Source organism: Desulfobacter sp. (assembly GCA_028768545.1).
Taxonomy (GTDB): domain Bacteria; phylum Desulfobacterota; class Desulfobacteria; order Desulfobacterales; family Desulfobacteraceae; genus Desulfobacter.
The window spans coordinates 3,983,127-3,995,628 of the sequence record CP054838.1 but is presented as its reverse complement, the minus strand read 5'-3'; the positions used below and the strand labels follow the sequence as shown (position 1 = coordinate 3,995,628).

Annotated in this window: 11 protein-coding genes; 2 read left to right on the top strand and 9 right to left on the bottom strand. The window is 44.1% G+C overall.

Annotation, left to right across the window (positions count from 1 at the left end):
- Nucleotides 1–6: 6 nt before the first annotated feature.
- The 4 genes from HUN05_19370 to HUN05_19355 all read right to left on the bottom strand — a co-directional run bounded on the left by HUN05_19370 (nucleotide 7) and on the right by HUN05_19355 (nucleotide 5,447).
- Nucleotides 7–705, bottom strand: coding sequence for a hypothetical protein (locus tag HUN05_19370; GenBank protein WDP87019.1), 699 nt, complete (start codon nucleotides 703–705; stop codon nucleotides 7–9).
- Nucleotides 706–2,316, bottom strand: a complete 1,611-nt coding sequence (locus HUN05_19365) for a VWA domain-containing protein (GenBank protein ID WDP87018.1) — start codon at nucleotides 2,314–2,316, stop codon at nucleotides 706–708. It abuts the gene before it with no gap.
- A 146-nt stretch (nucleotides 2,317–2,462) separates the two neighbouring features.
- Nucleotides 2,463–3,632: an IS4 family transposase gene (locus HUN05_19360; GenBank protein ID WDP88147.1), complete on the bottom strand. Its 1,170-nt coding sequence runs from the start codon at nucleotides 3,630–3,632 to the stop codon at nucleotides 2,463–2,465.
- Nucleotides 3,633–4,124: 492 nt separating this feature from the next.
- Nucleotides 4,125–5,447 carry a saccharopine dehydrogenase NADP-binding domain-containing protein gene (locus HUN05_19355; protein ID WDP87017.1) on the bottom strand — a complete coding sequence of 441 codons (1,323 nt, stop codon included), beginning with the start codon at nucleotides 5,445–5,447 and terminating at the stop codon, nucleotides 4,125–4,127.
- Between the two features lie 547 nt (nucleotides 5,448–5,994).
- Between HUN05_19355 and HUN05_19350 the strand changes: the two genes are divergently transcribed.
- Nucleotides 5,995–7,737: a GAF domain-containing protein gene (locus HUN05_19350; GenBank protein WDP87016.1), complete on the top strand. Its 1,743-nt coding sequence runs from the start codon at nucleotides 5,995–5,997 to the stop codon at nucleotides 7,735–7,737.
- Nucleotides 7,738–7,953: 216 nt separating this feature from the next.
- On the opposite strand, the gene HUN05_19345 is transcribed toward HUN05_19350, so the two are convergent.
- The 4 genes from HUN05_19345 to HUN05_19330 form a co-directional block, all read right to left on the bottom strand.
- The gene (locus HUN05_19345; protein WDP87015.1) at nucleotides 7,954–8,634 is read right to left on the bottom strand and encodes a hypothetical protein; all 681 of its coding nucleotides are present in this window, start codon (nucleotides 8,632–8,634) and stop codon (nucleotides 7,954–7,956) included.
- A gap of 180 nt (nucleotides 8,635–8,814) precedes the next feature.
- Nucleotides 8,815–9,114, bottom strand: a complete 300-nt coding sequence (locus HUN05_19340) for a hypothetical protein (GenBank protein ID WDP87014.1) — start codon at nucleotides 9,112–9,114, stop codon at nucleotides 8,815–8,817.
- 56 nt (nucleotides 9,115–9,170) lie between these two features.
- Complete coding sequence (locus HUN05_19335; protein WDP87013.1) at nucleotides 9,171–9,353, bottom strand: hypothetical protein; 183 nt, start codon at nucleotides 9,351–9,353, stop codon at nucleotides 9,171–9,173.
- A gap of 205 nt (nucleotides 9,354–9,558) precedes the next feature.
- Nucleotides 9,559–10,578: an IS3 family transposase gene (locus HUN05_19330; protein ID WDP87012.1), complete on the bottom strand. Its 1,020-nt coding sequence runs from the start codon at nucleotides 10,576–10,578 to the stop codon at nucleotides 9,559–9,561.
- Between the two features lie 376 nt (nucleotides 10,579–10,954).
- On the opposite strand from HUN05_19330, the gene HUN05_19325 reads away from it, so the two are divergent.
- On the top strand, nucleotides 10,955–12,169 hold the full coding sequence (locus HUN05_19325; GenBank protein ID WDP87011.1) for an ISL3 family transposase: 1,215 nt from the start codon (nucleotides 10,955–10,957) through the stop codon (nucleotides 12,167–12,169).
- On the opposite strand, the gene HUN05_19320 is transcribed toward HUN05_19325, so the two are convergent.
- Nucleotides 12,117–12,473 carry a transposase gene (locus HUN05_19320; GenBank protein ID WDP87010.1) on the bottom strand — a complete coding sequence of 119 codons (357 nt, stop codon included), beginning with the start codon at nucleotides 12,471–12,473 and terminating at the stop codon, nucleotides 12,117–12,119. The genes HUN05_19325 and HUN05_19320 overlap by 53 nt on opposite strands.
- Between the last annotated feature and the right edge of the window lie 29 nt (nucleotides 12,474–12,502).

Here is a 12,502-nt window from a genome sequence, read left to right as displayed (position 1 = left end):
CTCTTTTTACTGCGCCTGAGCAGTACTGACGTCGATGGCATGAACTTCCTGCACACAGGCGTCCAGCGCCTTTTGCACCACCTCCACGGGATATCTCTTTTTGCGCAGCTTGCCGAGTTTTTCAAGATTCTCGTTGACGACCTTGATCCGTGCAATGATATCTGAACGCCCCATGCTCTGGGCCCGCCCCTTGTCTGTTTTAAGGCGGTTTTTCAAGGTATCCTCATAGCGTCCGCATTGCAGGGGCCACCCTTTGGCACTCAACTGCCATTTGTCCCGATCATAGGTCGTTCCCTGCTGGCTCTGCATACCAACGTCTCTGGCAAATGCCGCCTGCATCTGTTCTTTTGTCATTCCTTCATATGGGTTATTCCCCTGTTCCGGGCGTTCATTTTCAGGGGTGAGACCGCCGCCGGTATCCCTTGCCTCCATGGCAGCCAGTTTTGCTGTAATATCGGCGTCGGTCATGGGAGCGCCCACCTGCGGCTGGGCCTGTGCACCATGATCATCAGCCGTAGGCTGATGGATGGAATATCCGGCCTGCGAATCTGCCACTTTGGGCAGCGAAATATCCTTAGGGGATTCATTGATATCAGACGGCTGCCCCCCAGATGCGGGCCGGACAGCCTGTCCGCTGGCCTGGGCCTGCTGGACAGGGGTCTGGGGCAGTTGGACTCCCTGCATCCCTGCCAGGGCTGCCTGCATCTATGCCATGGCATCGGTCTGGGCCTGGGCAGCTTGTTTCTGGGCTGTCGCCTGCATCTGATCCGCCATGGCTTGCATATCCTGCGGATTTCCAGAAGCCCCAGGCTGAGTTACGGTTTTTTGGGTAGTCTGATTGACCGGACTTGGTGAAGCGCCCACTGCTGAGATTGATTTTCCGGCCTTGGCTGGGCTTGCAGCACCCGTATCTCCCGAAGGCAGGGCTGAGTTAATCTCTTTAGTTCCACAATTGACCCTGACTTTGTTTTCCTGGCCCTGCCGGATATAAAAAGGAGTACTGCGCAGGCGTGAGTCACCGGGACACTCCACATCAACCTTGTATTGGCCCGGGGGTACTTCAAAAAATCGCATGGCGGATTCTGAATAGGCTTCATCACCATATTCATTTGGAGAAAGGTTTACAACGCGGATATACCCTTTAATGGGGGTGCCCTCAGCATCGGTTACAAGTACGCCGATGCGTACATTGGCACAGATGCCGTTAATATTTCTGTTTTCACCGGGCTGAATTGAGAATGGTTCACTTTTTATTCGCCTGCCCGTGTTTGAACACTCCATATCCACGATGTACTCTCCAGGGGATACGATAAAACCTGAAATTTTGCCCTTGTGATCGCCCTCTTCAGCAGACTGGCCGCTCTTTTGGTCCACAATTCTAATGTAGCCGGGAACGTTGTTTCCATTCCCGTCTTTCATGGACACGATAATTTGCGATTTTGCAAAGACAACTTTTTTTTGGGTGACCTTGCTTTCGGTTACCACAACATTTTCAACGGTTATCTTCTGTGTCAGCGTATCCGGGTTTACTTTCAAGGTGTATGTGCCGGGTACAAGACCGAAGCTGACCCTTTTGCCCCCATCTGTTGCCACTGTGTTGCCGGATGAATCAACCACCTTGATCATAACGGAAACCGGATTGTTCTTACCGTCAAAAGAGGTGACCACAAGGTTTTTTGCCACCGTTTTTTTAATCACGGTATCCAGCGCATGTTTTAATTTCCCCGCATCCTTGGCCGGAAAATATTCACCTCCTCCTGCCTTGGCCATGCATTTGAGCTGTGCCTCTGTTTGGCCCCCCACATCAAAGCCCACCACATGGAGTACAAACTTGATGCCAAGTTTTTCCAATTGTACCACAAAATTGCACGGTTCAGGATCACAGGTCTCCTCACCATCCGAGACAAGCAAAATGGTGGTCTCATCCTCCAGGTGCTTGATCGCTTCAGCCGTTTTGCGGATGGACCTAACCATGGGGGTCTTACCCTTGGGGTTCAATGACTTAATTTTCGCAAGAAATGTTTCGGCATTCAAAGGACCTAACGGAATCATGGTCTCTACATCATCACAGTCTCCTTTACGGCGATGACCATATGCCACCAGGCCGATATTAATGTCCTTTGGCAGGTCATTGATAATCAGGTCCATGGCCTCCTTGGCAATGGTAATTTTGGCTTTACCGTTTATCTGCCCCCACATGGAACCAGATGCATCAAAAATCAATATTAAATTGCTTTTACCCCCAGCATAACCCGTTGCTAAAATCCCAAACATCACAAGCAGAATCGCTGATAGCCCCAGAACAGATCTACGCATACGTATCTCCTTTTTTACCTGTGCATTAATATTTCAGGCAGAAAACCCCGTCCTGAAAAAATCAAGTCGAATTGCATATTTTAATTTGTAGTATTTCTGCTCAAAAGGAGCAGTCACATTTTAATAAAAAATGCAGTGATGTCCGGTTAGGTTTTTGCTTGCTCAATAATTTTTTGATCTTTGACAATATTGTCCCTGTTTGAATTATGAGAGCCCTGCTCCTCGCAGCCAAACAGGTCATTTAGAATGGCGGTTCGCAGCTGCCGAACTCTTTTGATCGTGACCTTTTCATTAAACTGTTTTTGGCAATGGATTGCCAGTAACAGGTAAGTGATAAGGCCGCCAAGAATCTGAACCATAAGGCCGTATTCACTGCGGGCAATGAGATGATATACCTTCAGATGTTCTTTCCACCATTTGAAAAAATCCTCAATGGTCCACCGGAGTTTATAAATTGTTGCTATTTGTTCCGCTGTTAAATCATGCCTGTCAGTTGCCACATAGTATTTGACGCCAGCAATTTTATAGCCAACAACCCGAACAGGCCTTTTCGTCTGGTTTTGATTCGGAGTACCAAGTTTAACCAGTGCATCATAAAAAATGTAGCTGTCGGAAGGGGTCTCGTGGTTATCAATAATTGTTCTTGTTGTCCTGGTTTTTATACGGCAGACAAAATGTTTGCCTTGCTCCTGAAGCAGGTCAAATTCTTTATGGGATTGATATCCACGATCCATAACACCTGTTTGCCCCTTGGAAAGTATTTTGGGAACAAAAGTGCGTTCAGCGCCGTTGCCTTCAGTCAAAAAGATTTTGTTTGGGATTCCGTGATTAATGTCAAATCCGCAATGTACTTTGGCTTTTTTACTTCCTTTTCTGTAGTTCGCCCAGTGCATTGAAAGGACTGCATTTATGAGACTACCGTCAATGGAAACCAACTCTCCTAACTCGGCGTGTTCACCCGGATGACACTCAAGAGCCTGTTTATAAAGATCCTCAAAGATAAATTGCAGTTGTTCGAGTCCCCTGTGATTGATGGCTTCACAGAAACTACTACGGCTGATACCACCGTCTGGCGCAATATTTTCTTTAGCAAAAACATTCTCCTTGAGATCCTGAATTAAATGTCGGGCAGACTTGTGCTCCTGAAGATGGAAATAAACCAAAGCATTTATCTGGTCTTCGAATGTCATTTTTAAAGGGCGGTCTCCTCGAGATTGTAATTCCGGTGCTTTTGAAAGTGACTTTATCAGAGGGCACCTGAAATTGTCAAAGTTCAGGGACCGTAGTTGTTTTTTAGGGACTGAGATGTGCGTCATTTGAGCTCCTTGAGTTAAATTTTCAAGGCGCACAAAAATTTTTACGCACATTTGTCAACACAAAACCGACTGTTTTTTCAATGATTTTAGATGCTTTTTATATGCAACAACCTAACCGGACACTACTGATAAAAAATGGAAGCTTTTTTGGAATATAATAAATTTCAACATTTTAAAAGTTTTTTATCTTTTTAAAAGCTGTCTCCGTGATATTTATTAATGATGTTGAGAGTCTGATTTCCAGTAAAATTTTAAGTAAAAGAAAACCCCTCAACCTGTCCTATCTTTGTTGACCTCGGCTATCGTTCAAATTGATGGTGACTTCTTTCGTTATTGGTGAGTCGATTTCAAAATTCGGCAGTTAGGAATAGATTATCCCATCCCCAATTTTTAGAAACAGAAGAATATTTTATAAAGAAATGTAAAAAGGTTTTCCGGCATTTAATTTGCCTGGAAAACCTTTCTGCAGCTATTCTGGTGACCTCAGTCCCCTTATGGTTTTGGCTTTGTTTTTTCAACCATTTGAATTCCCAGGTCTTCAAGCGCTTTGAGTACGGGGGTGTAAATCTCTTTTTTAATGGGGATCTGGACACCGGTCAGGTCGATTTTACCTTGGGCTATTAATTTGATGCCGATGCCCAATGGCAGGCTGACCGTCCTGGCCATTGACGAGTCTCCAAAGGGAATGCCGTAATTGATCAGGGTGGATGTAATGGTTTTTTCCGAGCCATCCTGGTTTTCAACCACAAAGGTGTGGCGCAGCACCAGCATATCTTTTTCACCGGGTTTGTATACCAGTTTTTCCCAAAGTTTTTCGCTTAAGATATCCAGGTAATTGTCCAGGGCAGGGATGGGATCATTGCTGAACAATCCGAGCCATTCCAGGTTTTGGATGACAAAATGATCTTCAGCAATTCCGGCTTTTTGGGCAATGGTAGTTTTTATGTTTTTATTTTCAGGTATGCCCGGGAGAGTCGCCATCATTTTTTTAAAGCTGATATTGGACAAATGTGACACTGGCGTATCATCTACCAGGCCGAGGTCAACGATTTTTTTGAACGTATCGCACCACCCGATGTTTCTGTAAGTTCCCCGCATGACCGTGTGGGCATCCTTAAGTCCGTAAATTTCTTTATAGGGCATGGAATCCCTGTTGGGGTAAACTTCAAATTCACCCAGTTCTTTGATCGTTTCCCTGCGGTAATTGAGAAAGAGATCCTCTCCTTTGATATTTATATGTTCCTTGTTTTCAAGAAACCGGGCCGGGTTTTTAGATGCCAGAACAACGCCTTTGGGACTCCATGAAAATTTATAGCCAAGGGGGTTGTCATTATCTTCAGGTGCCGGGAGGCCGCCGCAAAAAGAATAAAAATGCCGGATTTTACCATTTTCAGCATGGACCTCATCAATGATTTTCATGGCTGACATGTGGTCAATTCCAGGATCAACACCGATCTCATTTAAAAATAAGAGGTTTTTGGCTTTTGCCTGGTCAGAAAGGTTTTTCATCTCTTGGCTGACATAGGAGGTGGTGACCATGTGTTTATTGTTGGCAAGGCAGGATCGGGCCACAAGGATATGGTGGGTCCAGGGCAGGAGGCTGACAATAATATCATGTTGTTTTACCAGGGCGTCCAATGCCCTGGTGTCATCCACCAGGATTTGCGCGGCGGTGCCGTTTTCAAATCCCTGGACCATTTTTTGGGCCTTTTCCAGGGTTCTTGATGCCACGGTGACCTTAAATTTGTTTTCCAGAAGAAAGATGATGCCGGGTCTGCTCACAAGCCCGGCTCCCAGAATCAGAATGTTTTTCATTGGTTCTCCTTGTCAGTCTCAAGTTAGATGCATTTTTTTCTTTTCTTCTATACGCTTGGGTCTTTTGAGCCTTGTGAAGAATGAATGCCTTTAAAATTGCTGAAGCGGCGATTCCTTATCCGGCAGGGCCGACTCTAACCCCAAGGCCCTGTTCTCTGATCTGCGGTTCAAACGGCGGGCCTTGGGATTGTATCCATACACCGGTTTGATTCAGGCCAAAGGTATAGCAGATAAAACAAATAGATTCAATTAAACATCCCCCCCCAAAAAAAATCTGCCATCCAGCCATCAAGGTATCGGTTGCCTTTGTTTTTTTTCTGGGAATATGTCGCATTCTTTTTTTGGGGGCGATGCAATCTTCACCTTGATGGTACCGGGGCGGAATAGTGCCAGATTTAAGAAATCTTAAATTAAACCGTGGAGTTTAAGCACCCTGGTATCTTTTATCTCTGATAATTGGGTGTTGCAGAATTAATAGATATTGTTTAGGTACATTCTTGGAAAAATAAACATCAGGCTTTAGTTAAATAAAACCCAAGGACAGGTAATGAAGATCAAGCCCACATACGAAGAATTGGAAGAACGGGTTGAAAAAGCAGAAAAGTTGGCAAAAAAGAGTGTGTTTTCTGAAAAACTGACCCGGACACTTTTTGATATTTCAAATGCGGTGAACACCACCACGGATATAGATGAGCTATATGAACACATCTATAAATCCTTGAACAAACTCATGGGGCTTCCCAATTTTTACATTGCTGTCTGCACCCGGCAAAAGGGCCGGGTCAACATCCCTTTTTTTGTGGATAACTACGATGATCATTCACAATTTGAAATTTGTTTAACCCAAAACAATTCATTGACCGGAGAAGCGTTAAATAAAAAAACACCCCTGTTTTTAAACGAAACCCAGATTCGTAAAAGAGTTGAACAAGGACGGGTGATCGGTACCCCCTCCAAGGTGTGGTTTGGTGTGCCCTTGATCAGGGGAGAAATGGTTCTTGGGATTATTGCTGTGCATAGTTATGACAACCCAAATCAGTTTTCCCAAGCGGATAAAAATATTCTTATCTCCGTATCCCACCAGATTGCCTTGGCCATTGAGATAAAACAATCCCTTGATGAACGAAATGTATTGGAAAATTATCTTTCCAATATCATTAATTCCATGCCGTCCATTCTTGTGGGGGTGGATAAAACCGGTGAAATCACCCAGTGGAATCACCAGGCCGAACTTGACACCGGTATAAACCAAAATCGTGCCATAGGGGAAAAACTGGTGGATGTCTTTCCAAGACTTTCCCAGCATATGGGTCAAATTAAAGAGAGCATCCAGTCCCAAAAAATGAAGACCATCTTAAAGCAGGGTGCTTTTATCGGTAAAACCATACGGTATGAGGACATTATTATCTATCCTCTAAAGACGGAGAAAATCCAAGGCGTGGTCGTTAGAATCGACGATATCACCGACCAGGTCCGCATGGAAGAAATGATGATCCAGTCCGAAAAAATGCTGTCCATTGGCGGGCTTGCAGCCGGGATGGCCCATGAGATCAACAATCCCTTGGCCGGGATGATGCAAAATGCCCAGGTGGCGATCAATCGTCTTTCAGGGGATCTGCCGGCAAATCATGCTGCGGCACGGGAAATCGGGATATCCCTGGATGACATAAAGGCCTATATGGAAAAAAGAGAGGTGTTTAGACGATTGCACATGATCAATGATACGGGAAAGCGGGCAGCAAAAATTGTTGAGAACATGCTTTTTTTTGCCAGAAAAACCAATGCCGTGCAAAAGTGCCATGATCTTGGAAAATTGTTAAAAAAGTCGGTTGAACTTGCCCAAAATGACTGTCAATATAAAAACAGGTATAATTTTAAATCCATTCAAATTATCGAAGACTTTGACCATGGGGTTCCGCCTGTGTTCTGTGATAAAGATAAACTCCAGCAGGTATTTTTAAATATATTGAAAAACGGGGCCCATGCCATGTTTGACAGCCAGATAAATACCTGCTCCCCACAATTTGTTCTTCGGTTATACAGAAAGGAATCCATGGTTTGCATTGAGATTGAAAATAATGGGCCTATAATGGATGATGAGATTAAAAAGAGATTGTTTGAGCCTTTTTTTACCACCAAACCCATTGGTGACGGTACCGGCCTTGGCCTTTTTATTTCATATTTTATCGTTGTCACAGACCATAAAGGTGAATTGACAGTGGAATCCACTCCTGACACCAATACCAGATTTGTGATCAAACTTCCCCAAAAAAAACTTGAAACCGTATAATGGGCATTTGTTTTTCAAAACGCCCATTGAGCAATTGACTGCCGTTTTAAAGATTTTTTCAATTCTGCACGTATGAACCCTATAGTTTCAAGGTGATTAATTATCTTTTTTTTCAGCATGGGGTCCGGTTTTATCAGGCAGGTCCCCGCCTTTTTGCCGCCCTCACCGCGGTGTGTGTCAAGCAAGTTGTCGCCGGGCGCATTCCCATTTTCCCGGTTATACCGCTGGCACTGGATTGTGCATGTTTGCCATCTGCTTCAGGCAGTTCCAACGCCCTGCTTTATAAAATGATCGCAGCATAATCATTTTTTCTGCATTCTCCCGATACCAAAAGATGCATGGACCTTTAAGACGTAAATTCACGACTCTCCGAATCGAACTTTCAATAGCACCGCTGCCAATAGATAAGTTCAACGCTTTTACAGTTGAGAAATTAAGCCTCAGTTCATTGCGCACAAAATAATCCCGTTCCGTCTTGATAGCCTTACTGTTTCTGCCTCTACAAAGCTTCTGGACGGCCTGTACCACCTCAATCGCCTTTCCCTTCAGCAGAAGACCTCGCTGCTTCGATACCCAGCGTTTGCGTTCCTTGGATGACCAGGTCTTCCTTAAGCCTGCTACTGTACCCAGATGCTCAACTGCATGGTAGAAATCGAGAAGTTCATACACACGCTCAGGAGCCAACCCCAATGCTTTTAGCAGTCCGGGGATTCGATTCCAAATCCAATGTGCCCCATCTGCAACAAACAGTATTTTGTCTGAGTTCTGAATATGAAGGGAGTTCAAATAACCCTTTAACAAGTGGAATACACCATCCGGTCCATTGAAACAGCCATCAATAAATGGTGAAAAGCTTTTTTCTTGTTTTCCATGGGCGTCCACTACATAAATGATCAAAAGCTTGGGTTCTCGCCATGCCCCACGAAATCGGGTTCTATCCTTTTGGGTTTTTGGTCCCCTTTTCTTCTCTCTGAGCCGAGTGCGGCCACCATCAGTGCTGATAACGACTCGCCGCCCTTCAAGTAAATCTCTATCATTTAATGGGATTCGGCCCGCTTGTTGTTCGGCTCGAGCCCGCTATGCGTACCGATAGGTCAGTTTACGGATGACCTTTATACCCAACGTCATCCCACGGTCACAAAGCACTTGACGGACTTCTTCAAAAGAACTTAATAAGGCTGACCAAGAACTCACCATAGAAGCCAAAGCAGGCGAGCAGCGATCATGGATTCCAAGAAGGATTAAGCCAGCGTATGCACCTTTATATCTTTTTCCTTTTCGGCGGTCACAGGACCTTCGATAGTATCGAACATGAATATCAACCGAACTATCTGTACAAAGCTGAATCCAAACGGTCTCAAGCCCTTCGCTTTTCATCCGTCCCGGCCAATTGGACATCAATTCTTTTTCTTGGTCGACCTGTTCAGAGGAATCTACTGAGGCCTGGATCTTTTTTTTAAAAAAAAGGCGCTTATCCGATTTGTATACTCAAGGATTTCCTGCTCCATCTGTTCTAATTCGTTAGCGTTACGAACCAAGCGATTTGGATCTTCTTCCAGTTCTTTGAGGCATGCAAGGACTTCATCAACAGTATTACAATCTTCAGCTTTCTTCATTAGCACAATCCATTTATGTTCATTTCAGCGTAACAGAGGATATCATTCTTTTTGCTCTAAAAGACAGGCCTTTTTAAAACCGGGAAAATGGGAATGCGCCCGTTGTCGCCTTTGCCGCAAAATCCCTTCACGACCTCCGACGGGTAAATTAAGGCCCATTCTCGCCCATGAGGGACTTTTGCTATGCCGTACCAAATTCAAACGGTCATGCCGCTTTCTTCTCAACTTTATCTTCTGCTTTTAATCGCTTGAACTTTTTCAAAACAATCTCGGTGACCGGGTTCCAGTTCCTCGTTTCTCCGCTCCACCTTTCAGGATGCCTTAATTGGGCTTCTTGATATATTCGATGCCTATTTTTCAGGATCGTAAAATCTTTACCTGTGTGTCTGTCTTCCGGGGTAACAAAACGAATACTGCTGTGGAGATGCTCGGTATTATACCAGCGTACAAAACGGTGAGCCCAGTCTCGTGCTTCCACAATATTTTCAAAGGGCTTTTCAGGATATTCGGGCCTGTATTTCAAGGTTCTGAATAACGACTCTGAGAACGGGTTATCATTGCTGACAGAGGGTCTGCTAAAGGATGGCATCACTCCCAAATCTTGTAATTTTGCCAGCATGGTTGCTGATTTCATCGGAGAACCGTTATCAGAGTGTAAGGTGATCTGGTCTTTTGAGATCTTTTCTCGGATACAGGCATCCGTTATCAGATCGGCTGCAAGGTCGCCGGATTCAGAGTCATAAACCTGGCAAGCAACTGCTTTCCGGCTGTATAAATCCATCACCATATAAAGGTAATAAAATTGACCTCTTACTTTGGACGGTAAGTAGCTAATATCCCAAGACCATAGTTGATTAGGGCCATTTGTTGATAATGGAATAGGGCTGGTTTTCTGACTCGGCCTGCTGGCTTCCCGATGGGCGTTCATTTTCAGCATTCTTAAAATTCGATACTTTGTCGATTCAGACCCAAGAAAAATGCCTTGATCAGCAAGTCTTGGTACTATTTGATTTGGGTTCAATCCTGCAAATTCAGGAGATTCAAGGATTTTAATGATCTGCTGCCGTTCTGCATCGGACATTTTGTTTGCAGGCGTAGCACGAGATCCTTTACGTTTATCAGTCATCCCGCTTTTGGCCCAGCGTTGAAGTGTTCGGATCGTAAGCCCCAACAATCTGGCGGCCATGTTTTTCCTGGCGCCTGACTTACAAACTTCCGAGATCAATTGCAAAACCGATTGTTTGTCTTTAGAGGATATCGATCTTCCTCGGGCTCCCCCCAGATTGCCTGGGCTTTTTTTTTGAGAACCAACAAGGCTGCGGTTTCTGCCAAGGCCTTTTCTTTACGGTTTAGATCCTTTTTTAAGACCGAAACCTTTTTTCGTAATTGCTTTTCAGTTTCAGACTGTTTTTTACCTGCGTTTGCTGTCATCCCTGAGATGGCATCTTTTTTCGGTTCATCAGAAAATCGCGTACCTGGACTGAGAAACATCACTGGGAAGGCAATAACACAGTAAGGATTTTTATGCTTGAAATGATGGTGTGAACATGATCATGTTCTAATTTTTTTGTGTTATTCGCACAAAATCGGAGAATGAATTAATGTCCACAAGCTTCATATACCATGCCTTTGGCCTTCGTGACTACTTTTATAAAACAACGCGTTTCATCGGTGGAATAATCACTTTTGAACTCATACCAAAACCGGAGGCGGTAAAATGCCCGGAATGTAATTCCAGGTCCGTCACCAGGAAAGGGATTGTGACAAGAGATCTCAGAACAATACCGGTAGGTTCAAAACCCGTGATTCTCAGGACGGCTATCCAGAGAATTTGGTGTTCGTTCTGTCAATTTGTCCGGCAAATCAAACTATCCTTTGCCCAGGAGGGGAAAAGCTATACCCGGGCTTTTGAACGGTATGTCTTGGAGTTGTCTCAGTTCATGACAATCAAAGATATTGCCATCCATTTAAGGATCAGCTGGGATACGATAAAGCAGATCCAGAAAGAAGACCTGCTGAGGCGTTATCGAAATATCCCCCTTGAGAAAGTCCGGCAGATTGCCATAGATGAAATTTCCATAGGGAAAGGGCATAAATACTTGACCATCGTGATGGATCTGGAATCCGGTAGAATTCTGCACGTGGGAGAAGGAAAAGGTGGTGAAGCTTTGAAATCTTTTTGGACAAAAGTGAAAATATCGAAAGCAAAAATCAAAGCCGTCAGCATCGATATGTCCCCGGCATACTTGAGTGCTGTTATTGAAAATCTTTCTGGTTCAGCAATTGTCTTTGACAGATTTCATGTTGTTAAATTGTTCAATGAGAAACTGTCGGATTTCAGGCGAAAGCTCTACAACCTTCTTGCCAATACCGGGCAACAAAAACTTCTGAAGGGAGTCCGGTGGCTTTTGTTAAAAAATCCCGAAAACCTCAGTGATGACAAGAAGGAGGCCCAACGGTTAGAAGAAGCATTGAAAATAAATCAGCCGCTATTGGTAGTCTACTACATGAAAGAGGAACTCAGGCAAATATGGAATCAAAAGAAAAAAGAAACAGCTGAAAAGATAGTCAGCAATTGGATCAATCTGGCCAATATTTCCAAAATTTCAATGTTGATGAAATTTGCCAAGACCTTGGCTGTGCACAGGCAAAGAATCCTTTCATACTATGATTACAGGATATCTACAGGTCCTTTAGAAGGGACAAATAACAAGATAAAAACCATGAAACGGAAAGCTTATGGATACAGGGATTCGGAGTTTTTCAGGTTGAAACTTTTGGACCTTCACAATAAAAGGTACGCATTAATCGGATGAACCCTTTTTTCCACTGTTCCAGGTGATGAGGGAAAATGCCTTTTTTACGGCACCAGGAGGCGCATTCTTCCGCAGACATAGAACCGGTTGTTATTAAAGCGGTTATACGTTCTTCAGAAGTCCAGTCTCTTGGTCGTTTTTCTTTTGATGTCAAATTGATACCACCATTATCTTTATATTGCCTCAGCCATTTGCCGATTGTTGAGCGGCCAATCCCATATTCCATTGCTATTTCATGGTGAGGTTTGTTTCCTTGTAGAACCTTTTGTAACACAGCTTCTTTTACCTGGATAGAATATCCCATGTTCGTCGCCTTAATGCCCCAAAAAAATT